The organism is Wenyingzhuangia sp. IMCC45574, from assembly GCF_054182685.1.
Genome location: NZ_CM135169.1, coordinates 1441027 through 1464079, shown reverse-complemented (window position 1 = coordinate 1464079; position 23053 = coordinate 1441027). Strand labels below are relative to the sequence as shown.

The following is a 23053-nucleotide window of genomic DNA, read 5'->3' as shown; positions in this document are numbered from 1 at the left end:
AATATGAAAACAATATATAAAAAGATAATAGCGGTTCTTACGATTGCATCCTTTGCTGCTTCTTGTAGTGATGACTTTCTCGTAGAAAATAACCCAAATGATTTATCTACAGATAGTTTTTGGTTAAACTTACAACACTTTGAGAGTGGTTTAAATGCTGTTTACAATGAATTCTCAAATGCTTCTAATGTAAGTTTGGTGGAGAATACAATTCGTACTGACTTAGCGTGGGGTAATGGTTTTCAAAGACCAAATACTACAAATGCGTATTACCTTCAGTCGTTTACCGATGCAGAGCAAATGGTAAACAGAAAATGGGCTACTAACTATACAACAATTTTTAGAGCAAATCAATTAATAGCAAATGCTCCTAATATCGAAGAGGGTCTAGATCAAGATGGAAAAGAAGAGTTGAATTTAATGGTTGCGCAGGCAAGATTTATAAGAGGTTATATGTATTTCTTGTTGCATACTATGTATAACAAAGGTGCTGTGCCAATTAAAGATGTTATTCCTGTGAACACAGAAGATTTTAACACTCCTATTAGTTCTTCAGAGAAAGTTAGGGAGTATTATCTAGAAGATTTAGAGTTTGCTAAAGAAAATTTGCCTAATTCTTGGGATGATAATAATACAGGTAGAGTTACTGCTGGTGCTGCTGTTGCATTAATGGGACAATCTGCTCTTTATGCCGGGGAATATGAAACAGCTTCTGAATACTTTAAAGATGTAATTGATAATTATGGGTATAGTTTAACGGATGATATTGGAAGTAACTTTACAACAAGAGATGAGTTTAATGAGGAGTCTATTCTTGAGGTTGCTTATTCTCTTGACTTTAAGACAAACTTAGGTCCATGGGATGGTAGAGATGTAGCAAATACATCTTATGTTAAGCAGTTTGCTGGTTCTGGTGGTTGGAGAGGTTTGATACCTGCTAACTGGCTTATTATAGAATACAAAAACGAAGCTCTAGACTCTTTAGATCAAAGAAACTGGGTAGATAGAGTGGCAGATGACGGTAGTCTTGGGGGTGACGGTAATTTTGATACTGATGACAATGGAAAAAATATTTTACGTTCGTATAGTTTAAGAACCTCTCAATCTGTTGCCTTGGTAGACGATTTAGATACGGAGTATTATGGAGAGCCAACAGCAGGACATGCAATTAACTTTAATGTTAACATGACTGCCTACTGGAGAAAACATACCAATTGGGATTTAGGGTTAGCATCAGAGAATGAGGTGTCACCTGGTAAAGTTCGTTCTGGTGTTAACGAAAGATTGATTCGTTTAGCAGAAATTTACTTACAGTATGCTGAATGTCAAATAGAGCTGGGTAATGTTGATGAAGCTTTATTGTATATTAACAAATTAAGAAGAAGATCTGGAGTTGTAATGTTGGGTTCTCCGGTAGAGTTTTTAGATTTTACTTATGATAATGTTGTTTATGATGCTAATTCTTTAAAAGATCACTTAAGATTTAAGGAGTATCCATTAGAGTTGGCTGCAGAAGGAGATGGAAATAGAAATATAGATTTACATAGATGGGGTGTGAAATCTGAAAGATTTAAAACTTTATCAGAAATAGAGTACAGTGCAGCGCACCAAGAAGTGTCATTTGAAAATGAAAATGACGCTAGTATTATAACTCGTGTTATGAGGTGGTCTAGTGTGCTTTATAAGGTAGATCCAAGTAATCCAGCACCTGCAAACGTCCACAATACTAACTTTGATGAATTTAAAATAGCTGCTGATAATTACAATGATGATAGAGCGTATTTACCTATTCCTAGTGAAGAAATTTTAACGAATCCTAATATTTTTGATAACGGAGTGGATGGTTTAGAAGAGTCTAGTTTTGATGATGAAACTGTAGAGTAAATTCAATTTAAGAAACAATAAAATATATAATAATGAAATTTAATTTTAAATATTTAGCAATGCTTCTTACGATTTTTATCGTAAGTTGTACTACTGCGGAGTATGAGGAGCCTGGAGATATAAGTACTGTTGGTTTTTATAACAGTAAGGGACAAGATACTCAGCTATATGTAGCAGAAGCAGGACAAATGACTTTTTCAGATTTGTCACAAGGAGCAATAGGACACGCGTGGACAATTGAGAGTGGTAATTTCTTTTTGAAAGGACCTTTCTTAAGAAATGATAATTACAAAGTTTTTGAAAATAATATCATTAACGAGGGGGATACTATTTCCAATGCAGCATCTATTATCGTTTACTTTAAAAAGACGGGTTTAAATAAAGTTAGACTATACAACGAGTTTAAAGATTCTGTTACTTTTCCGGGGTACAATAAAGCTACTGAAACGGCTTACACTCTTGGTTCGCACAAAGTAGGGAATAAATGGGTAATAGATACTACGTTTGTTGTTAACGTTCTAGATTCTATTATTCCTTCGGTACAAGTTAAAAACTCTAGCAATGTGGTTGTAGATCATATAGCTCTAGATACAGTAACTGTAGAAGCAGGTGATCCTTTGTTTTTTGAAAACACAACTACTATTGGTGGACATAACAGAACACTTTGGACAGCCAAGCGTACAAGTGGAGGGAATTCAGTTGCAGCTTCTAATGAAGAAAATTTTGGTTTGTTGTTAAAGTCGTTAGGTTTTTACAATGTTACAATAACTTTAAATAGAATTGATCCTAATTTACCTGGTGACTCAGAACAATATAAAGTACCATTAGTGATAGAGGTAATTCCGTCTACGAAACCTTTTGAATTAGTAGGTGATATTATAGAGGCTGAAGATCAAACAATTAAGTTAGGTTTTAATGGTGAGATAGAATCTAGTATAGGTGATAATTTTGCTTCATTTTTTGAAGTAAAAGTTAACGGTGCTGATTTTACTGTTTCAACAGCAACCGTTAATCAAGACGATCCATCTATAATTGATATTAAATTAGCTGAAACCATATATTCTGATGACACTATTAATGTTACAATGTTGCCTAATAGTGGTATTGTTTCTGTAGACTCACGTACTCCGGTTGTATTTACTGAGCAAGATGTAGTTATGTATGATAAAAACTTACTTTCCTCATCGGAAGTTGCTAGTTTTGAAAATGCTGGTGCTAGTTGGTTACCTTTTGCTCCAAATTGGGGTAAAAATGAAGGAACTATAGAGTATGTCACAGATAAGGCTGTTGATGGTGATTATAGTATAAAACTATCTACTATTGCTGACCAAAGGTCTGCTATTAATACTGATCCTGCAAATTCTTTAGCGTTAACATTGGATCCAGCAACAACTTATATTGTGAGTTATAAAATGTATATAGAGGATGCTACAGCAGTACCTGATGCTATACAGTTATTCCTTATAGGTGGGCCTTGGTTAAACGTGGGGACTGTTTCTAAGGTTGAGCTTGAAGGTTATGGTACTGGTAGTTGGGTTACTATTGAAAAAGAGTTCAATTATACAGGAGGTGATGTAACTAGGTTGTACTTTAGAACAAATAAAAATGCAACGAATCAATTTGTGTTTTATTTAGATGATTTTTATATTGGAGTTAAAGATAAGAGACCTTAGTAAAAGATATTATAAATAAAATTAAGAACCAGAAAGTGTAAGCTTTCTGGTTTTTTTTTGTTCAATTAGGTGGTTGTGTATTGTTTTGTTTGTTGGGTTGTTTTGTAGGTATTCTGTGTTAATTGTTTGCTGTAGGTGAGAATATATAGAAGGAATATCTTTAGAATTTAATTTCTGATAATCTTGTTTTTTAATCTTTTAGCTTGCTACTTTGATTTAAGCAATCTTTTTTTATGATTTTTTCTTAAAACGTCTAGTTCCTTACTTGTTGTGTGTTTTTTTTAAAAAAAAACTTTAAGTAGTTGTTTTGTAGTGTTTTATGATGGTTGTGTCTATTTAAAGTTTTGTTTTTTTAGCAATATGTTTTTTTAAAGTTTTGTTTAGTTTTTTGCAGGAAAAACAATGAACAATTTAGTGTCGAATTTTTATAAAGGTCTTTGTTCTTTTAGTCTTTTGTGATTTTTAAATATTTGTACTAAGTACTTAAGAGTGTGTTTTGGTTAAGGAGGAATTGTTTAATCAACTTTATTAACATTAATATAAACACACTTAAACAATGAGATTCAAACTATTTGAAAACCAAAAACTGAGAAGCGTTGTATTCACGCTCATTGCTGTTTTTAGTTTCAATTTAATGGGTGCACAGACCAAAAAAGTTACCGGTAAGGTAACAGATGATAAAGGTGTATCATTAATTGGAGTTAGCATTAGTGTAAAGAGTACAGGTAAATTAACAATAACAGATTTCGATGGTAACTTTGAGATTGCTTTAAAGAAAGGAGATGTTTTATTGGCAGACTATATGGGGTATGCAAATAAGACTTTGGCTTATAAAGGGCAGTCAAATTTAGTCTTTGTGCTAGAAGAAAGTGCAGAGAGTTTAGACGAAGTAATTGTTGTTGGATATGGAGAGCAAAAGAAGAAGGAAGTAACAGGGGCTGTTGTAAAGGTAAAATCAGAAGTCTTAGAGCAAACAACTACATCAGATATTGGAGCTGCTTTACAAGGTCAGATATCAGGAGTTAGTGTGACTGCAAGTTCTGGTGAACCAGGAGCTGAAGCTAATATCTTAATTCGTGGTTTTAGTTCTATTATGGAAGGACAAAATAAACCGCTTTATGTAGTAGATGGTATTCCTTACGACAATGACCCAGGATTGAGTGTAAGTGAAATTGAATCTATAGATGTTCTAAAGGATGCTGCTTCTGCATCAATCTATGGAACAAGAGGTGCTGGAGGGGTTATTTTAATTACTACGAAACAAGGAAAAGTTGGTAGTATGAAAGTTTCTGTACGAGGTGAGTATGGAGTGCAAAATATTACTTCTAACACTCCACTATTGAATACCAACCAAAAGATGTACGTAGACTTATTGCAGGTTTTCTTAAGACCGTCAAATAACGTATCAATCGATCAAATTTGGTCAAGAACAGGTAATGATGAAGCAGGTTTTGTAAGAAATACAAATTTAGAAGAAACAATTTTAAATGATTTAGCACCAATTCAGAATTATAGTATCAATATTTCTGGAGGTAAGAAAGACTTAGTTTATAGTTTTAATGGAAACTATTTCAATCAAGAAGGGGTAATTGTTAATTCTGACTTTAAGAGATTTAACGTTAGATCTAATGCTAGATATACTTCTGGAAAGTTTAAAATGATTTCGGGTTTAACTTTTAGAAGAGATGAGAGGGTTCGTCCTGATGGGAATATATTCTTGCAAATTTTCCGATACGCACCTAACAAACCAGCCGTTGATTTAGATGCTGATAGAGTAGAAGATGGAGGAGATGATGATGTGGAGATTAGACAATTGGCAGGGATTTTAAGAAACATTACTAGAGTTGAAAACGAAACCAGAAACTTTAATGCGGGTAACCTACAGTTGGAATACGATGTAACAAAAGAGTTTAAGTTAACAGCAAGAGGAGGAGCAAACTTTACAGATACGAAGAGGGTTGAAAGAAGAAAAGAGTTTAGTGTTGTAAATAACCAAGGACAGGTAATTCAACCTATAGATCCAAATCAGAGATCATCAGTTAGAAATACTCATATTGAGAGTTCTAAGTTTACTTTTGAAGCAATGATGAACTATAGAAAAGAAATAGGCAGGCATAAATTTAATTTGTTGTTTGTGAATTCTATGGAAAAATCTGAAAGAAATACGTTTTATGCACAAAGAGCTTTGAATGCATTTGGAGATAGAGTTGTTGGTTTAAATAGTTATTTAGATTATGATTTATCCGATACACCAGCCAATGATTTTAGCAGAACTTTAATTGGTTACCTTGGTAGGTTACAGTATAATTTTGATGAAAAATACTTGTTGAGTGCAAGTGTAAGAAGGGATGGGTCTTCTATGTTTAGTAGAGAAAATCGTTGGGGATGGTTCCCTTCTGTTTCGGTTGGATGGAATGTGTCTGATGAAGCTTTTTGGAGTCCTTTAAAGTCGGTAGTTAAGAACTTTAAGCTTAGAGCAAGTTATGGTACAACAGGTAACGACAGGTTTACTCCGTATCAATTTGAACCTTATATAGATTCTGGATTTAATTATGCTACAGGAGGTTCTGAGGAGGTTTTAAGGTATGGTAAGGCTAGGACAAGACAATACAATCCAGATATTAAATGGGAGACTTCTATAGAGAGAAACTTTGGTGCTGATTTTGGTTTCTTTAAGAATCAGTTAACGTTTACAGCCAATAAAAATGAAGTAACTAAGACTGCAGAAAATAACCCGTTCATAAACTTAAATAATGGACATGTAGGGAATAGTAATCAAGACTTTATTACTGTAATTACCAAAGGGTACGAAGCAGGAGCATTCTTTATGTTTAAGCAGGATGGAGTTATTCAAACGCAAGAAGAGTTAGATGCTTATACGTCTGATGTTGTAGATGGAGAAGGTAATGTACTTAAAAAAGGAGTGACTTTTATTGGAGGTACTGTGCCTCAATTGGGGGATTCTAAAATTAGAGATATAAATGGAGATGGTCTTATTGATGATAATGATAGGACGTATGTAGGTAGTGGGACTCCAGATTTTGAAATGGGATTCAACTTTAATGCGAGCTATAAGAATTTTGATTTAGCGATGCAGTGGTTTGGTAGTTATGGAGGAGAAATCGTAAATGGTAGTAAAACTTTCGCGTATCACTCTGGTTTGCATAGAGATTTGTTTTATGCTTGGTCTCCTTTTAATACGGATACAAATATTCCTGCCAACAGAGGTGGAAATAGCAACTCTCAAACAAATACTTTTTCTTACAGAGGGAATAGTGATTACTTCTTAGAAGATGGAAGTTTCCTTAGGCTAAGGAATATTGCTTTAGGATACACAATTCCTAAAAAGATTTCTAAAAAAATGGGGGTTAATAAGTTGAGATTTTATATCCAAGCTCAAAATGCTTTAACCTTTACGAAATATACAGGTTTTGATCCTGAGGTTGGTAATAATGGATTGAGTACAAGAGGTCTAGATAAAGGAACCTTCCCAATGACAGCTCAGTATAAAGGAGGTATTCAATTACAGTTTTAATAACAAAAAAGAATTATAGTAATGAAAAATATTAGAACCAAAATATTAATACTGTCATCAGTATTTTTAAGTTTAGCTTCTTGTAGTGATGACTTTTTGGATGAGGAGAATCCAAACTTTTTGAATGAAAAGCTGGCCTACAGAACTAATGATGATTTAGAATCAGGACTAACAGCTGTTTATAGCTCTTTAAGAAAAGAAGAAGCTATTGCTACCTTAATGGAATATGAAAGAAGTGATATGACTTTTCCTGGTTTTAGAAACTTTACACCAGGTTCGAAGCCGTTTTATGAGCAAGTTTTTGCAAATAATACCTTAGCTGTTGATAGAAAATGGAGTCATTTATACGAAGGGGTGTTTAGAGCGAATCAAGTAATAGAAGGGTATGAAAGAATCTTACCATCGTATGAAGGTCAAGATTCTGGTGTAGGTATTGTGGGGAATGTGTTGTATGCGGAAGCTAGGGCATTGCGAGGTTATCTGTACTTTCAGTTGGCAAATTCTTTCAATGGAGGGTCTATTCCTTTGTTTAAAAATGCTCCTAGTCACCCTGATGATTATCAACAACCATTGGCTCATAAGGATTCTATCATTAAATTTTATAGAGAAGATTTAGCTTATGGTAGGGATTATCTTCCTTCTAATTGGGCACAAGGAACTTATACAATTCCTGCTTTAGGTGCAGAGGTAACCATACCAACAGATAGTCAGTTGGGAAGAATTACTGCAGGGGCTTGTGAAGCTCTATTGGGGAAAAGTTTCTTATACGAATATGATTACGAGGCTAAAGCGTCAGGAAAAAGTCAGGAGGCTTTAGATAATGCTATTGCTAGTTTTAACAATGTTGTTAATAACTATGGTTATGCTTTAACACCACATGTTGGAGATAATTTTACATCTCAGAGTGAGTTTAATTCAGAGTCTATTTTTGAAATTAATTATACAATTTCATTAGCTACAGACGATATTAATGAAGAGGCGTTACATAATGGGGTGTCTTTAGATTTAGGGTTGCAACAACAGGCACCTAGAAATGTGCCTGCTTCTTGGTTAGTTGTAGAATATAAAAAGGATTCTATAGATAAATTAGATCCAATGAATACCGTTGTAAATCCTGATTATGACCCAGATAATATAGATCCAGTTAACCCGTTGAGTCCAACAGAGTTTAGAACTTATTCTGAAAGAACATCACATTCGGTTAGTATAGCGGATGATAGAAATGTGAGTTTCTATAATGGGAATAGACCTCCGGAGGTTTCTTCATATGGGAATGCACATACTTCACCACATAGAGCTTTCTATTGGAAAAAATTAACAAACTGGGATGTAGCTTCTTCTGAATTGGCTTTGACTACAGATGGTAGATCTGGAGTGAATATGAGAATAATTCGTTTGGCAGACGTTTATTTAATGTTAGCTGAGTGTTTATTGGAGAAAGGTAATTTAGATCAAGCTAGGTATTACATTAACAAAGTAAGGAGAAGGTCAAGAGTTGTTCTTTTGGGGCCTAGCACAGGGTCAGAAGAATTTAGTGCTTATACATTTACTACAGATTCACCTAATATTGATAGAAATTTAGATGGAGATACTGATGATTTTAATGAGAATAACTCATATGATACTTATGAAAGATTAACTGAGCATTTAAGACATGTTGAAAGACCTTTAGAGTTGGCTATGGAGGGAAATGCTATTAGAACTATAGATTTAAGAAGATGGGGAATTACTAAAGAGAGGTTTGAGGATTTAGCTGCAAGACGTTATGTTTCTTCGGCATTAGCAACCAATGCAAATGGAACACATAGGGTAAAGTGGAATGCTCAGTTGTTTGAGGATGTTTTAGATGATTCAGGTAATTCTTTAGTTGGACCATTTCAAATCATTTTGGATGGGGAGGTTGTTAACATACCTAATGGTCAAGGAACACCAACTCAGCACAACGACTTTAGGGATTTACAGGCAGCAAGCATTAATTACAACGAAGATCAACATGCTTATTTGCCGTTACCTTTAAGTGAGGTTAATTCTAATAAATTAATTAACAATAACTAAGAACATGAAAAAAATAATTAACATATTAACGATAGCTTCGCTTATCCTTTCAGTATCTTCTTGTAAGGAGGATGAGTACGAGGTTCCAAGTGAGTATTCATCGTTGGCTTGGTATACAAGTTTAGGGACTTTAACAGATAGTCCTACAAGGTCTATTTCAGAAAAAGGAAATTATGTTTCATTTGCAGATTTTTCTTCAGGTGCAGTAGAGCACTATTGGTATATTAAAAAAGGAGATTACTTTTTAAAAGGGAATTTACCTCAGAATAACGGAGGTGCTTTGTCGGCTGAAGTAAAAGAAAGGTTACAAAATTTTATACAAAACCCAGGTGATACAGTGATTACGGATAAGTCTATTGCTGTAATGACAAATAATTTGCCGTTTACAGAGGTAAGATTGTATAATGTATATAATGATTCTATAGCCTTTGAATCTACCAACCCTAATGTTGGTACAGTAACACCTATTAAGGATGAGGAGACGGGTAAGTGGATAATTGATAAAACGTTTAGAATAAACGTATATGATACAATTGTTCCGGGAATTAAAGTGTACAAAGATGGTGTTGAGTTAGTGCCAGATGCTTCTAATGTTATAGATATTGAGGCAGGGGATTTATTAACAATAGAGGATGCATCTAATCTTGAGAATTCAAGACCAACAGACAGAAGGTTTGCCTTAAGAAAGAGTAGTGATGCTTCTGCTGTAATAGAGGAAACGGATGCGGCTGGTTCTCCACCTGAATTTATCTTACCTAAGTCGTATGATTTTACCTTTGTAGAATTGGGAGACTTTACTACTGAGATAGATTTACAAAGAGGTCAGTTTGATCCAGGGTCTTCTGGGGTGGTTTTAGGGCAACACAATCCGCCAATATTTTTTGGACCTACAATTAGAGTGGGGAAATCAACTAAGCCATTAGATCCTATTAGTGTTGGTGAAAATGTGGCAGGAAATATTGCGGTTAAATTCCCAGGAGGTTTTGTGGCTGAAGATTTGGATCTTGCTGCTTTAGCAAGTGCTTTCTCTGTAACTATAAACGGTACTACTGCTACCGTAGAGGCTGTTTCTATTGCTACAAATGATCCGTCTGTTTTAGAAATTCAATTAACAGAGAGTGTTTATGATGGAGATATTGCTTTGGTGTCTTACGATGCATCAAGTCCTGTGGTTTCAAGAAGTTTTGAGAACCCTACAGTTGCCTTTACTGATTTAAATGCTCCACCGTTTAAACAAGAATTTTTTATCAATTCTGATGGAAGTTTTGCTGAAGGAGGTTTTGAGGCTGCGATAGATACAGATTGGGAGTCTACAGGACATGCAACTTTATCTAGGGTTACTGTAGCTTCACCTATAGATCCATTGAATGTAACAGATGTTTCTCCAACAGGAAATGTGATTAGGATGGAGTTGAATTATGCTAGAGCTGAAGGAGGAGGTTCTAGAAACCAAGTAGGAATGCAGTCAACACAGCCTATTGAATTGGTAGAGGGAGCAAATTACAAGTTAAAGTTTAAATACTATTTTGCAAGCAATGCAAATTATCCGGCGGGTAATTTAGCAAATTTACTTTTCTTGCGTTTTGATAATGATGGAGGAAGTCAGCTTAGACATAACCTAAATCCTTTTGATGCTAATAATTTGGATAGATGGATTCAGGTGGAGATAGATTTTGTTGGGCAAGCAAAACATAAAGGTCAATTTATGATTAGAACTAGCTGGAGAGCATGGGCGGATATTTCTATAGATGACCTTTCTATCACTACAAGTGATCCTAGGCCTTAGGTAATTTGTAAAGAGTTTAAGATTTTTTAATATTAAAACGGGAAGCAATAGCTTCCCGTTTTTTTTTTGGTTCTATTGGGTGATTGTATATTGTTGCTTTTGTAGTGGTTTTTGTGGTAATTCTGTTTTGATTGTTTGTTATAAGTATGAATATATAAATGAAATATATTTATAATTTAATTTATGATAATCTTGGAGTTTGACGTTTTGACTAGGTGATTTGTTTTATTGACACTTTTTATTTTTGATGTTTTCTTTCGATTTTGTTGTTTTGTGTAATCTGTTGTTTTATAGTGTTTTATATTGTTTTGTTCATGTCTTTTAAAATCTATGTTCATGAATAATGGATCAAATGTTCATGGATAGTGGATTTTGTGTTCATGAATAGTGGATTTTTGTTATTCTTTGTTTTTTGACGTTTTTATTGCTGTTTGTTTAGGAAAAACGCTTTACTTTTTTGGGTATTTTCTCTTGTGAGCTCTTTTTTTAAAAGGTTTCTAAAGCTTTGTGAACATTTGTGATGCCTGCTAGTTAGTGTGTTGTTTGTTAAAGATTGCTATTTCATCAATTTAGTTAACATTAATATAAACATACTTAAACAATGAGATTTAAACTATTTGAAAACCAAAAACTGAGAAGTGTTGTATTCACACTTGTTGCTGTTTTTAGTTTCAACTTAATGTATTCACAAACCAAGAAAGTTGCAGGTACTGTAACATCTGAAGCAGGTGAGCCATTGGTTGGAGTAACAGTAACTATAAAGAGTACAGGAAAGCTAACGATTACCGATTTTGATGGGAATTTTGAAATAGCTGTAAAGAAAGGAGATGTTTTAGAAGCAAACTATTTAGGTTATGGTACTAAAGCAATCACTGTAAAAGAACAAGCTAAAATAATTTTTAAGCTTGAGGAAAATGCAGATGTATTAGACGAAGTGGTAGTAGTTGGTTATGGACAACAAAAGAAAAAAGAAGTTACAGGAGCTGTGTCTAATGTGAAATCTGAAGTTTTAGAACAAACAACTACGTCAGACATTGGAGCAGCACTTCAAGGTCAGGTAGCAGGGGTAAGTGTTGTTGCCGCTTCTGGAGAGCCTGGATCGGAGGCAAGTATTTTAATTAGAGGATATAGTTCTTTGTCCGAAGAGCAAAACAACCCACTATATGTGGTAGATGGTATTCCTTTTGATAATGACCCAGGATTGAGTGTTAGTGAAATAGAGTCTATTGACATTCTTAAAGATGCTGCATCTGCTGCAATTTATGGAACAAGAGGAGCTGCTGGTGTAATTTTAATTACAACAAAGAAAGGTAAAGCAGGTAAAATGAGAGTTCTTTTTAGAGGAGAGTATGGAGTGCAAAACATTACTTCTAATACTCCTTTAATGAATGGACGTGAGCAATTTTATACAGATTTATTATTAAATGTAAGAAGAGCTACCGATGGAAGAACGATAGACAATGCATTCCATAATCAGTCGCAAAATCCGGAAAACCATTTTAGAGATACAAACTTAGAGCGAACAATCTTAAATGATTTAGCTCCAATTCAAAACTATAATTTATCTGTTTCAGGAGGAACAAAAGACTTAAGATATAGTTTTAATGCAAACTACTTTAGTCAAGAAGGAGTAATCTTTAATTCTGATTTTAATAGATTCAATATTAGGTCTAACGTAGTTTATACTTCTGGTAAGTTTAAGTTAACAACAGGTATGTCGTTTAGACAAGATCAACGTCTTAGACCTGATGGAAATGTGTTTACTCAGATTTTTAGATACAGACCTTCTAGGCCAGATGTAGATTTAAATGCTACAGTTGTTCCTGTAGGAGATGATAATGATAATCAGTTAAGAACTACTGCTGGGATTTTAAGAGTTATTACTAGAGAAAACGATAACGATAAGAGTTTGTTTTCTGGGAATGCTCAAATAGACTACGAAATTTCTAAGGATTTTAAAATAACAGCAAGAGCCGGAGGAAACATTACAAATGAGAAAGTAATTCAGTTTAGACCAAACTTAAGCGTAATAACTAACGAAGGAAGAGTTATAGAGCCTATAGCTGTAGATCAAAGATCATCGTTAACCAATACGCATTATCTATCTTCAAAGTATACTTTTGAAGCCATTGCTAATTACAACAAATCGTTTGATAAGCATACAGTTAATTTAACCTTTGCAAATTCTATTCAGCAATCTAATAGAGAAGGTTTTCAAGCGGAAAGATCGTTAAATGGAACGAATGACATTATTAGAACTTTATCTGGTTACACAGATTTTGATTACGCAAACATTGTAGCAAATAGACCAGACTTTACTACTTCTTTAATAGGGTATTTAGGTAGGGTTCAATACAATTATGATAGTAAGTATTTATTTAGTGCAAGTATTCGTAGAGATGGTTCTTCTCAATTTTTAGAAAACAACCGTTGGGGATGGTTCCCGTCAGTTTCTGCTGGATGGAACGTATCATCAGAACCGTTTTGGGGTAACCTAAAATCAGTAGTTAATAACTTTAAATTACGTGCTAGTTATGGTACTACAGGTAATGATAGGTTTGCAGCATACCAAACAAATCCTGTAGTTAGTTTAGGATTAAATCAAGGATTTGGAACTAGTGACTATATAAGTTTTGGTGCTGCAAGAGTAAGACACTTTAATCCAGATTTAAAATGGGAAACTACTGTAGAAAGAAATATAGGTGCAGATGTATCATTCTTTAAAAATCAAATAACCTTTACTGCAGATTATTATATTTCGGATAAGTCAGATTTATTATTCCCTGTAAGAGTTCCTCCTACGGCAGGTGTTGGTACACAAAGTGTAAACAGAACTGTTGTAGACAATGTAGGTAACATGACTAATAAAGGGCTTGAATTAGCAGTTAGTTTTAAAGATCGTAAAGGACCATTTAAGTGGAATGCATCTTTAAATTATAGTAGAAATGAGAATGAGGTAACTAAAACAAGTGAAGACGGTGCCTTTGTAAATTTAAATAACGGAAACGTAGGTTTTGGAAGCAGAGATAATATTACTGTTATCACAAAAGGATACGAAGCAGGGGCGTTCTTTATGTTAAAAAATCAGGGAGTTATAAAGACTCAAGAACAATTAGATGCATACAATACAGATGTTGTAGATGCTGATAACAATGTTATTAAAAGAGGGGTAACTTCTATTGGTGGAGTAGCACCAAGATTAGGAGATTCTATGTACGAAGATGTAAATGGAGATGGAGTAATTGATGATACAGATAGAACTTATGTAGGAAGTGCTATTCCAGATTTTCAGTTAGGGTTAAATATTAATGCTTCATACAAGAATTTTGATTTGGCAATGCAGTTGTTTGGATCTTTTGGAGGAGAAATTGTAAATGGTAGTAAAGCATATGCTTATCATGTAGGAAGACATAGAGATATTTTCTATGCATGGTCTCCTGTAAACACTGCTTCTGATGTTCCTTCTTATTACGGAACAAACCAAGGAAGTGTAGGTACTTTTTCTTACAGAGGTATTAGCGATTATTTTTTAGAAGATGGATCTTATGTAAGGTTACGTAATGTAGCTCTTGGTTATACATTGCCTAAAGATGTATCTAAAAAAATAGGGATGTCTAAATTCAGAATTTATGTTCAGGCTCAAAATGCTTTAACCTTTACAAAGTATACTGGATTTGATCCAGAAGTTGGAAACTCTGGTTTAAATACAAGAGGTTTAGATAAAGGTACTTTCCCTATGAGTGCTCAATACAAAGCTGGAGTGCAATTACAATTTTAATAACTAATAATATTAGAGAAATGAAAATATATAAATCAATCAAAACATCGTTATTATTGTTATTGGCAATAAATATCGTTTCTTGTAGTGATGATTTTTTAGAACACGAGAATCCTAATTATTTAGAGGAGTCACTACTTTATCAAACAAATACAGATATGGTTACAGGTTTGTCTGCTGCTTATAGTAGCATGCGAAAAGAAGCTGCCATAGGTGTTATAGCAAATGCGAAAAGAAGTGATTTAACTTTCCCAGGTGGTTTTAGATCAGCATTTACTGCAAGTAGTAAACCTTTCCATACTCATACATATGATAATTCTAATACAGAGGTTAATAGAAAATGGGCTGAGTTGTACGAAGGTGTGTTTAGAGCAAATCAGGTAATTGCTGGTTACGAGCTTATAAAAGCAAATTATACAACAGAAGAGGAAGAAGAAGAAGGGTTAAGATTATTAGCAGAAGCTAGAGCGTTAAGAGGATATTTCCATATGCAAATTGCAAATGCTTTTAACCAAGGAAGCGTTCCTAAGTTTAATTTTTCACCAGTACTAATTAGCGATCTTCAGCAACCATTATCTACTGCAGAAGAAGTTCGTAATTTTTATCGTAATGATTTAAGATATGCTGTAGAGAATTTAGATCCACTTCAACCAGCAAACAATGCAGGGAGAATAGGAGGTAATGCTTGTAAAGCTTTATTAGGAAAGAGTTATTTATATGAATATGACTACAGAAATGAAGGTGATGCTAGAAATCAAGTTGCAAAAGATAGTGCTAAGTTTTATTTTGAAGATATCATCAACAATGGAGGTTATTCTTTAACGCAAGATATTAACGACAACTTTACGTCTTTAAATGAATTTAACAGCGAGTCTATCTTAGAAATAAACTATACTGTTGCTGTAGCAACTTCTAAAGATGCTGGAACAGAAGAAGCATTACACAATACTATTTCAGATAACATTGGTCTTGGAGGTTTTGCTTCTGCAATTGTTCCTTCTGCATGGTTACTTACGACTTATAGAGAAGAGATGCCAGATCCGGCAGATCCAATAAATGTGGTTGTAGATCCTGATACGGCTAGAGATACCTTAAGATTGTTTTCAGAAAGAACATCTAACTCTATTGCTATGTTCGATGATAGGTATTCTAGTTTTTACAACGCACCTAGAACTGCAGAGCAAACACCTTTAGTAGTAGATGGAGTTGAGGTAGAAGCTGCGGTAACATTAGACAATCGTATTTTTGATAACGTTCACTGGATTAGCAACTTTAAGAAGCAAACCAACTGGAACTTAGGAGTTAGAACAGATGTTGCTGTAACTGGAGATGGTAGATCTGGAGTGAATTTAAGATTAATTCGTTTGGCAGATGTTTATTTAATGTACGCAGAATGCTTGTTGCTAGAAGATAATTTAGAAGAAGCAAGATACTACATAAATAAGGTAAGAAGAAGAGCTAGAGTAGTGTTATTAGGGCCTAGATCTACGCATGCAGAATTTGCAGCTTACACATTTAGCGAAGAACTTCCTGGAGATTATGACTATGATGGAAATCCAGATGATTTATTATATGATACCAAAGAAGAGTTAACAAATCACTTAAGATATGTTGAAAGACCTTTAGAATTAGCTATTGAAGGAAATGCTATTAGATTTTATGACCTAAGAAGATGGGGTGTTATTAGAGATAGATTACAAGAATTGTCACAAAAGTCTTTTTCTTTAGCTGGTGTTCCTGCTGGTTTTAACGGTAGAAGTGTCTTTAGGGGTGAAGTTTTATTGTACAGTCATAATGCAAGTAATCCAACTCCTGCAGGTCAAGTAGCTTTTAGAGGAGAGTTTAAAACATTGGAAGAGTTAAACCTAAATAGAGTAGCTCATCCTGGTGAAGGAAGATCTAACTTTTACGATGAGTTTAGAGAGGCAAATGCATTTTACACAGATGATAAAGAATATTTCCCTATTCCTGTAGATGAGATAAATAGTAATCAAAAAATTAACGACTAATCATGAAAAAAATATTAATATTATTCTTAATTCCATTCATCATTTTCTCTTGTCAGAATGATGAATATGAAGCTCCCAGTGAGTTTACTTCATTAGCTTGGAGATCTAACTTTGGTAACTGGAGAGACACGCTTCTACACAGAACTGATAGAGGTAATTATGTTGCATTTACAGATTTTTCAACAGGTGCTGTAGAGCATAGTTGGATTATTCAAGAAGGAGATGAAATAATTACAGGATTAAATATACCAAGAAATGAGTATACTCAAGAGTTTAAAGAAAGCTTAAAGCAGTTTATTAACAATCCTGGAGCAACAGTAACTAACGAGCATGCTATTGGTGTAGTATGTAACAATGTACCAACTACAACAGTTAAACTGTTAAATGTTTTTAATGATTCTGTTGCTTTTGAGTCTTCGGAAGGAGTCATTAGTACTGTTTTTGATGAGGAAAGAGGTAAATGGGTAATAGAAAAGGATTTTACAGTATATGTGTATGATACTATTGTGGCAAATCATACCATAGAAAAAGATGGTGTGGTATATGCAGCATCAGATGTATCTGCTGATGGGTCTGCAGCAGAAATTAGTGGTTTTGAAGTGTTGGAAATAGAAGCTGGAGAAACGGTAGATTTTGTAGAAAAATCGAATGTAGAAATTTCTAGACCTTCTACACGTACATTGAGTATTTTTGATGTTAACGATTTAAATACTCCTTTTCAGTCGTACACTGAAAACTTGTCTTTATTACCACCAGAATCTGATATTATTAGATCGCATACGTTTACGAATCTTGGTGAGTTTGTAACAAGACTTTCTTTTACAAGACAGGTAGATAGAGATAATAACTTGTTTGTAGGTGATAACGAAATTTATAGAGCACCTGTTTTAATTAGAGTAAAAAAGTCTACTACGCCTATTACTGTTCAAGGAGATGTTTCTTCTTCTTTAGAAAATGGATCTATTCCGTTAACGTTTAATGCTGGTTTCGAGTCATTAGATGCTAATATTGTGAGTAGTTTTAAAGTAGATGTAGATGGTACAGACAACCCAGTGCAATCTGTAGAAATTAGTCCAACAGATCCATCGGTGTTAATTATTACGACTGCTACTCCAATATATACAACGGATAGCAATGTAAGTGTTAGTTTTGATGCTTCTGTGGAGTTAGGTTCTCCTTCTTTTGAAAATAATGTAGCAGCATTTACAGCTCCAGTTATTACGCAAAGAGAGAATATTTTAAACAATCCTGCTTTAACAGAGTTTAGTCAAACCAACTGGGCAATTGGTGGTAATGCAGGTCATACAACAGCTACTTCATATGAGTTTGAGAATTCTATAGAAAGAGCATTTGTTGGTTCATCAAGTCTTAAAATTAAAATAGATGGAGAAAATAAAGCAATAAGAATAGTTTCTGCCAACTCAGGAAGCAATATTCAGTTAGAAGCTGGAGCTGCTTATAGGTTCTCTTTTAAAGTTTATCTTGAGTCTGGTACTTTAGATTGGATTTTAGGACCCTTCTTAGGAAGTACACCATGGTGGGGAGTAAATACTGGAGATAATTTTGGTATGATACCTACTGGTCGATGGGTTGAAATAGTGTCTAATAAAGTAGTTTCAAGTGGATTAGATACTGGAACTATGCAATTATGGGTTCGTTCTGCTACAGATGCAACTTTCTATGTGGATGATTTCCAAGTTGCACCAGCATTTTTACCGTAAATAGATAGTTCTATATTGCACATAGCAAATTAATTAAACCGTCAATTTTATTGACGGTTTTTTTATGGAGTTTGGTATGTATAATAAGTAACAGGGGAGAACTGTTTTAAATGTACAAGTAGTTTTTATGATTGTGTAGGAGGGCTTAAAATCTTAATTAAGTCTCATTGTTCTATCTATTATAGTATAGTTGTATAAGTAGTTCTTAAAAAAAAACAAGGGAGTAACTAATTAGTTACTCCCTTGTTTGTATATATTACTTGTAAATAAAATGGTTACTCTAATAAATCATCAACCGAAATATCTCCTGGTTTTCCTTTCTTTTTGTTTAAGTAATCACTTGGTTTAGATCCAAATTGTTTTTTAAAACATTTAGAGAAATAAGAAGCAGTACTAAATCCTGTTTTATACATTACTTCCTTAACAGGTAAATCTGTAGTGTCGAACAACTGCATAGCTCTCTTTAAACGGATACTTCTAATAAATTCACTAGAAGATAAGCCTGTAATTTCTTTTAGTTTTAAATACAAATTACTTCTACTCTGACCAATTTCATTAACCAAAGTTTCTACACTAAACTCAGTGTTAGTCATATGTTTGTCAATAATCTCAATTACTTGTTTTAAGAAACGTTCGTCTGCAGAGGTAACAGTTACTTCAGCAGGTTTTAGGTTAACTTCTCTGTTAAAACGTTTGCGAAGCAATGATCTCTTGTTGGTAATATTTTGAAGCTTTAATTGTAATAGCTCAATATCAAACGGTTTTCTAATGTAGTCATCCGCACCGTGCTTTAATCCCTCTAGTTCTTTTTCTTGAGAGAGTTTAGCCGATAGAATAATTACAGGTATATGACTAGTTGTAACTGTAGTTTTTAATTTTTCACAAAGCTCCATACCATCCATTATGTGCATTACCAAATCTGTAACAATAACATTTGGAATAATCTTGGTAGCCATTTCAAATCCTTCTAACCCATTTTCAGCTTCGTAAATTTTATATTCATCAGCCAACGAGTATTTTATAAATGTTCTAATGTCTTTGTTGTCGTCAACAACTAATAAAATAGGCAATTCATTAGACCTTTCTTTAGCAATGTTCTCATCTGTAATCTCATCACTAGTATCTATGGCAATAGATTCAGCTTCAGAAGATCTTCTTTCAAAGTCACCATCGGTATCTTCTTTACAAACAATTTTAGGATTGTTTATATAAGCTTCTTTGTCTATAGGTAATTTTATAATAAATTCAGTTCCAATGCCTTTTTTACTATTTACTTCAATACTACCTTGATGTAATTCTACTAAGTTTTTAGTGAATGCTAATCCAATTCCAATTCCTTTAGGGTTGTTTTCGTTTTTATCTTTTTTAGTGTAGTAACGCTCAAAAATATTTTTAAGTCTGTCTGGAGCAATACCAATACCAGAATCTTTAACTTTAATAACTATCTGGTTGTTTTCATTCAGTACAAAAATGTCTATGTTACCTTCAGCTGAGGTAAATTTATAAGCGTTAGATAGCAAGTTGTTGATTATTTTTTCAAGCGCATCATGATCAAACCAACTAAACATTTCTTCTGTCTCTTTATGAATGTTAAAGTTGATATCTTTTTTATGAACTAAAAATTGGAAAGGCTCTACCACTTCATGAATAAAAGCCACGATATTACTATGTCTCATAACCAAGGTAGTTTTTCCTTGGTTCATTTTTCTAAAGTCAAGTAATTGATTCACCAACCTTAATAAGTAATTGGTGTTTTTTTCCATTAATCTTAACTGTTCATTAAAGTTTTCAGGGTTTAAATCTCTTCCTCTTTTCTTAAGAACATCTAAAGGTCCTTTTATTAAGGTTAAAGGAGTTCTAAATTCGTGAGATACGTTTGTGAAGAATTCTAATTTTAAATTTTGTAATTCCTCTTTTTTTGTTTTTTCAATTTCTTGAACCTCTAAATTATGTTTTTTCTGAGTTCTTCTTAAAATAAATTGAACCACCAAGATTATAAAACAAATAATCACAATCATATAAATAAAGTAGGCAGGAGTTGTTTTCCAAAAAGGAGGAACAATTTTAATTTTTAATTCTGTAAACGTATTTTCCCATACATTATCGTTGTTAGATGCTTTTACTTTTAGTGTATAGGTACCTGGTCCTAAATTGGTATAGTTGGCAAATCTTTTATTTGCGTTAGTATAAGTCCAATTCTTGTCGAACCCTTCTAGCTTGTATGCAAACTTATTTTTTAAGGGAGCAGAGTAGTGCAGTGCAGCAAATTCAAACGAAATGCTATTTTCGTCATAGTTAAGTTCTAGTTCTTTGGTTTCGTAAATTGCTTTTTCATAAATAACTCGGTTGTTAAATTTTTCACCTTTTTTTAGAGTCTGATTCGCAATTGAAAATTTTGTGATAACTGCATTGGCTTTTTGTGAATTGTCTTTAATGTTTTCTGGAACAAAATGATTTAAGCCATTGGTACCTCCAAAAACAAGCTCTCCATTTTTTCTTTTTACAGCAGACGTTTCGGCAAATTCATTCCCTTGTAAGCCATCATTTACATCGTAATTTTTAAAAACATTTTTTTTAGGGTTAAATTTAGAGATTCCTTTATTAGACGAAATCCATAAATTACCTTGATCGTCCTCTAAAAATGCTTTAATTACATTGTTAGAAATACCATCTTTTTCTGAGTAAAATTCAAACTTAGCTTCTTTTTTACTTTTAGAAGTAATTAGTTTATTTAAACCACCACCTAAAGTTCCTACCCAAAGGGTTCCATCACTAGCTTCGCCTATTTTTAATATGTAGTTATGGCTTAAGCTATTTAAGTCTTTGCGGTTATTCTTGTAAGTAATAAATAGTGGGTTGTCTTGTTTTACTTGTGATTTTTCTAGTTTACATAAACCATTTCCTGTACCAAACCAGATGTTACCAACACTGTCTTCAAATATAGAACGAATAATATTACTAGAAATACTATTAGGGTTAGACGAATCGAACGATAAGTTGTCTTTAATGTAAGTGTTTGTTTTAGGGTCTTTTAACCATCTAAAAATTCCACTGCTATAAGTTCCAATCCAAACATTACCGCTTTTGTCTTCTAGAATAGAGAAAGCACTTTCTGGGATGTCATTAATTGGTATTAAATCCTTTTTGCTAAGGTCTTCAATTTTTTTGTTTTTAAGGTTGATCTTAAATAGCCCAGGAGACGATTCAAATCCGAGAAGAATTGAATTTCCATTGTCAATTTCTTGAATGGCAAGACATTTTCTAGGGTATATTTCTAGTTTATGAAACTTTTTGTAATTGTCCTCTTTTTTGCTAATATTAATACCTCCACCAGAAGTACCAATCCATAAGTTTTCGTTTTTATCCTCGTAAAGGGTTCTAATATTATTGTAACTTAAACTGTTTTTATCTATTGTTTTCTTAATAAGATAGAATCTCTTTTTCTCGTGATCTATTTTATTAATTCCTCCACCGTGTGTTCCAACCCAAATAATTCCGGTCTTATCTACATATAACGAACTAATTACATTGTTGTTTATGCTATATGGATTTTCTGGAGTGTATAGATTGGTTTCTATAAGCTTAGGGGTAATACTCTTTTGGTTTATTTTGTAATGAAGTAAACCAGAATGAGTTCCTATCCATAAATTATCTTTTTTATCTATGGTTAAAGAGTTACAGTAGGTCCAGTTTACACGTAATACATTGTTTTTGTCACTAATAGGATTGTATATAAAAGTTCCAACACCACCTGCAATAACAATTCTACCATATTTGTCTTCAATTATAGCGTTAACAGGACCAGGAGGCAATCCAATCATGTCATTAACTCTCTTAAAATATGCTTCTCCCAAAGAGTCTCTTGATAAAATAAATAATCCACTAATATTACCTACCCAAATTTGACCTTGACTGTCTTGAAATACAGAGTGAATTCTACTTTTTTTATAATTACTAGAAATACCTCTTCCTTTTAGAGAAAAATGTTTGAATTCTAACTTACTATCAAAATTGTCAAGTTTGGCCATATCAAGACCTCTGTCTGTACCAACCCACAATCTATTTTCTCTATCTACATAAACACAGCTTACATGGTCGTCTATAATACTACTAGGGTCGTCTGCTTTATGTATAAACTGAGTAAATTCATCTTTTTTCTTATCATAAAAATTTATACCTCCACCTGTAGTTCCTATCCATAGATTGTCGTTTGCATCTCCAGCGATTCGGTATATTAAATTACTGCTAATACTTTTTTCGTTATCTACTTCAGGTCTATAAACCGTAAAATCATAACCATCAAATTTATTTAAACCGTCGTGAGTTGCAAACCACATAAAACCATTCTTGTCTTGGTGTATAGAGTTTACATCTCCTTGGGATAAACCTTCCTTGGTTGTAATATGATCAAAAGAAATAGAGTTTTGAGCATAAATGAAAGAGGTAAATAAATGAAAAGTTAAAAAAAGTATAGCTTTAATTAAGTTAGTTTTTAGCATAATAGTTAAGGTAGTTAAACTTCATTCTTTCAAAGTTAAAAATATACTAAAAATTATTAAAGGACTAGGAATTATGAGGTAGTTAATAGAACATTTGTTCTAGCTTTTTGTTT

At 33.3% G+C, this 23053-nt stretch carries 9 protein-coding genes; 8 read left to right on the top strand and 1 reads right to left on the bottom strand.

The window, feature by feature from the left end; all coding sequences use genetic code 11:
* Positions 1 to 3 precede the first annotated feature (3 nt).
* The 8 genes from ACXHHC_RS06130 (at position 4) to ACXHHC_RS06095 (ending at position 18441) form a co-directional block, all read left to right on the top strand.
* Positions 4 to 1884 (top strand): RagB/SusD family nutrient uptake outer membrane protein, encoded by a 1881-nt coding sequence (locus tag ACXHHC_RS06130; RefSeq protein ID WP_458228755.1) that lies wholly within the window; start codon positions 4 to 6, stop codon positions 1882 to 1884.
* 32 nt (positions 1885 to 1916) lie between these two features.
* Positions 1917 to 3557: a hypothetical protein gene (locus ACXHHC_RS06125; RefSeq protein ID WP_458228754.1), complete on the top strand. Its 1641-nt coding sequence runs from the start codon at positions 1917 to 1919 to the stop codon at positions 3555 to 3557.
* A gap of 556 nt (positions 3558 to 4113) precedes the next feature.
* Positions 4114 to 7092 carry a SusC/RagA family TonB-linked outer membrane protein gene (locus ACXHHC_RS06120; protein WP_458228753.1) on the top strand — a complete coding sequence of 993 codons (2979 nt, stop codon included), beginning with the start codon at positions 4114 to 4116 and terminating at the stop codon, positions 7090 to 7092.
* A 21-nt stretch (positions 7093 to 7113) separates the two neighbouring features.
* Complete coding sequence (locus tag ACXHHC_RS06115; RefSeq protein ID WP_458228752.1) at positions 7114 to 9147, top strand: RagB/SusD family nutrient uptake outer membrane protein; 2034 nt, start codon at positions 7114 to 7116, stop codon at positions 9145 to 9147.
* Between the two features lie 4 nt (positions 9148 to 9151).
* Positions 9152 to 10933 carry a hypothetical protein gene (locus ACXHHC_RS06110; RefSeq protein WP_458228751.1) on the top strand — a complete coding sequence of 594 codons (1782 nt, stop codon included), beginning with the start codon at positions 9152 to 9154 and terminating at the stop codon, positions 10931 to 10933.
* Positions 10934 to 11534: 601 nt separating this feature from the next.
* The gene (locus tag ACXHHC_RS06105; protein WP_458228750.1) at positions 11535 to 14711 is read left to right on the top strand and encodes a SusC/RagA family TonB-linked outer membrane protein; all 3177 of its coding nucleotides are present in this window, start codon (positions 11535 to 11537) and stop codon (positions 14709 to 14711) included.
* Between the two features lie 20 nt (positions 14712 to 14731).
* On the top strand, positions 14732 to 16720 hold the full coding sequence (locus ACXHHC_RS06100) for a RagB/SusD family nutrient uptake outer membrane protein (protein WP_458228749.1): 1989 nt from the start codon (positions 14732 to 14734) through the stop codon (positions 16718 to 16720).
* A gap of 2 nt (positions 16721 to 16722) precedes the next feature.
* Complete coding sequence (locus ACXHHC_RS06095; RefSeq protein ID WP_458228748.1) at positions 16723 to 18441, top strand: hypothetical protein; 1719 nt, start codon at positions 16723 to 16725, stop codon at positions 18439 to 18441.
* 275 nt (positions 18442 to 18716) lie between these two features.
* On the opposite strand, the gene ACXHHC_RS06090 is transcribed toward ACXHHC_RS06095, so the two are convergent.
* Positions 18717 to 22940, bottom strand: a complete 4224-nt coding sequence (locus ACXHHC_RS06090; RefSeq protein ID WP_458228747.1) for a hybrid sensor histidine kinase/response regulator transcription factor — start codon at positions 22938 to 22940, stop codon at positions 18717 to 18719.
* Between the last annotated feature and the right edge of the window lie 113 nt (positions 22941 to 23053).

Excerpts from the sequence above, each read along its gene's own strand:
- ACXHHC_RS06095 (WP_458228748.1), top strand. The coding sequence starts at position 16,723 with ATGAAAAAAATATTAATATTATTCTTAATTCCATTCATCATTTTCTCT.
- ACXHHC_RS06115 (WP_458228752.1), top strand. The coding sequence starts at position 7,114 with ATGAAAAATATTAGAACCAAAATATTAATACTGTCATCAGTATTTTTA.
- ACXHHC_RS06110 (WP_458228751.1), top strand. The coding sequence starts at position 9,152 with ATGAAAAAAATAATTAACATATTAACGATAGCTTCGCTTATCCTTTCA.
- ACXHHC_RS06120 (WP_458228753.1), top strand. The coding sequence starts at position 4,114 with ATGAGATTCAAACTATTTGAAAACCAAAAACTGAGAAGCGTTGTATTC.
- ACXHHC_RS06105 (WP_458228750.1), top strand. The coding sequence starts at position 11,535 with ATGAGATTTAAACTATTTGAAAACCAAAAACTGAGAAGTGTTGTATTC.
- ACXHHC_RS06090 (WP_458228747.1), bottom strand. The coding sequence starts at position 22,940 with ATGCTAAAAACTAACTTAATTAAAGCTATACTTTTTTTAACTTTTCAT.
- ACXHHC_RS06130 (WP_458228755.1), top strand. The coding sequence starts at position 4 with ATGAAAACAATATATAAAAAGATAATAGCGGTTCTTACGATTGCATCC.
- ACXHHC_RS06125 (WP_458228754.1), top strand. The coding sequence starts at position 1,917 with ATGAAATTTAATTTTAAATATTTAGCAATGCTTCTTACGATTTTTATC.
- ACXHHC_RS06100 (WP_458228749.1), top strand. The coding sequence starts at position 14,732 with ATGAAAATATATAAATCAATCAAAACATCGTTATTATTGTTATTGGCA.